This is a genomic window from Hyphomonas sp. UBA3601 (assembly GCF_002375605.1).
Taxonomy (GTDB): domain Bacteria; phylum Pseudomonadota; class Alphaproteobacteria; order Caulobacterales; family Hyphomonadaceae; genus Hyphomonas.
The window spans coordinates 12249-14416 of record NZ_DFME01000135.1 but is presented as its reverse complement, the minus strand read 5'-3'; the positions used below and the strand labels follow the sequence as shown (position 1 = coordinate 14416).

3 protein-coding genes are annotated in these 2168 nt (G+C 58.6%); 2 read left to right on the top strand and 1 reads right to left on the bottom strand.

The genetic code is table 11. From position 1 onward, the window contains the following. On the top strand, positions 1–235 hold a 235-nt coding region (locus B4F73_RS15340), incomplete at its 5' end, for an RsmD family RNA methyltransferase (protein WP_290483704.1). Here B4F73_RS15340 and B4F73_RS15335 read toward each other — a convergent pair. Continuing rightward, complete coding sequence (locus B4F73_RS15335; protein WP_206992569.1) at positions 232–1236, bottom strand: patatin-like phospholipase family protein; 1005 nt, start codon at positions 1234–1236, stop codon at positions 232–234. The two genes, B4F73_RS15340 and B4F73_RS15335, sit on opposite strands and share 4 nt — an antisense overlap. Before the next feature lie 203 nt (positions 1237–1439). Between B4F73_RS15335 and B4F73_RS15330 the strand changes: the two genes are divergently transcribed. Further along, positions 1440–2168: glycosyltransferase family 2 protein (locus tag B4F73_RS15330; RefSeq protein ID WP_290483703.1), on the top strand; the 729-nt coding region annotated here is incomplete at its 3' end.

Below are 2168 nucleotides of genomic sequence, written 5' to 3'. Positions count from 1 at the left end.
CGAGAAGCCCGCCAGCGCCGGCGTCCCCTTCACGCTCGCCTTCCTCGACCCGCCCTATAGTAAGGGCCTCGTCGAACCCGCACTGGCCGGCCTGGTATCTGGAAAATGGCTGGCCGAGAATGCGCTTGCCGTGGTCGAGACCGGATCGGACGAAACGATCACGCCAGACGGATGGGAGCCGGTCGAGACACGCGACTATGGCGCAGCGCGGATCTGGTTCCTGAAGCGGGTCTAGCCCTCGAAAAATTCCCGGCGCAAATCGAGGTGGGTCTGGTTGGTGCCGATCAGTTCTCCGCATTCGCCAAGCCAACCTTCCGCCGCCGCCCGGCCAATGTCCCTCAGCTTGGTCAGGAAGTCCCAGCTCGTATCGTATTTGGTCCTTAGGCTGAACTCCATGAGGTCTTGCCCACCCTTGATGGCATGGATGTTCAGACGGCGGTATTTTTTGAGCATTGGCTCTTTCAACATGCCATCATCAAGCAATCGCTGGACAAAGGCGATGGCACGCAGCTCTCCGATCAGGGCGGCATTAAAACTGATCTCGTTCATCCGGTCTTGAATCTCCCCGGCACGTTTCGGAACACCGTCGCGGCGGATCGGGTTGAGCATGACCAGCAATACGTCACGCGGGGCGCCGGAATAGATCAGGGGAAAGAGGCTGGGATTGCCCATGAAGCCTCCGTCCCAATAAGCCTGCCCATCAATCTCCACGGCCTTGAAGGTTTGCGGCAGGCATGCCGAGGCGAGCACTGCGTCGAGGGAGATGTCCCCATCACTGAACACGGTGACATGGCCGGATTCGACATTCGTCGCCGACAGGAACAGTTGGATGCCCGACTCATCCACTTTCGAAAAGTCGATTACCTGCTCCACCACATCGCGGAGCGGGTTGATGTTGAATGGGTTGAGGTCGTAAGGGCTCGCCAGGCTCGACATGGCACTGGCATAGGCGAACACGATCGGACTGAGCGCGCCATAAGGCGTGACATTGCGGGAAGATTTGGAGATCCCCTGCCAGAGGGCTTCCAGCGTATCCTTCGCACCCTGCACGCCGTTTTCAGCCATGCCCGCCGAGAATGCGACGGCATTCATCGCCCCGGCGGACGTCGCGGAGATCGCCTTGATTTCAAGATCATCTTCCTCGATCAGCCGATCGAGCACACCCCAAGTATAGGCGCCATGCGCACCGCCACCCTGGAGCGCGAGGCTGATCTGCCGCTGCTTCTGTTTTGCCATGGCGGTGTTCCTGTCACTTGAACCGAGATATTACTTTGCCGGTGCGGTCTTAATGAGACCTGACCACAGGCGTAGGATGCCTGTCCGGTCGGCGCCACGTCCGCAAAACAGGAATGTGGGTATTCATGTCGATTTTGGTCGATATTGGCACAGGCCTTGCGATAAAAGCGGGGTAACCAAGCAGGATGAACAGGTGGGCCGCCGTGGCGTATGAGATTCCGCAAAAACCCATGATTTCGGTCATCATGGCGAACTATAATTGCGAGGCATTTCTTGCCAGCGCCATAAGATCCGTCCTGAATCAGACCAATACGGCGCTGGAACTGATCCTTGTGGATGACGGGTCCAGCGACCGGAGCGTCGAGATTGCCCAGGAAATCGCGAAACAGGATGCGCGACTGAGCGTCTTCAGCGGCACGCGTTATGGCGGACCTGCCCCGGTTCGCAACCACGCACTGGAACGCGCCAAAGGCGATTGGGTCGCCATCGTGGACAGCGATGACTTGATCCGTCCCGACCGGTTGGAGCGCATGCTGACCGCCGCCGAAGACACCGGCGCAGATATCCTGATCGACAATCTTGCCGTGTTCCAGTCCGACGGTCCCGCCAATATCTTCACGATGTTCGAGGGGGATTTGCGGGATCGCCCGGCCAGGATCATGGAGAGCGAATACATCAAGGCGAACATGCTTTATGGACGGGGCAGCAAGCTCGGTTATGCCAAGCCACTGATCCGCCGCAGCGCGCTGGAAGCCAATTCGCTTCGCTATAATGAGACGATGCGGATTGGCGAAGATTACGATCTGATCGTGCGGCTGTTATCGACCGGAGCGCGGATGATGAGCGTGCCGGACGTGATGTATTTCTATCGCAAGCATGGCAATTCCATATCTCACCGGCTTGATGCCGTGGCGCTGGACGCGCTCGAACAG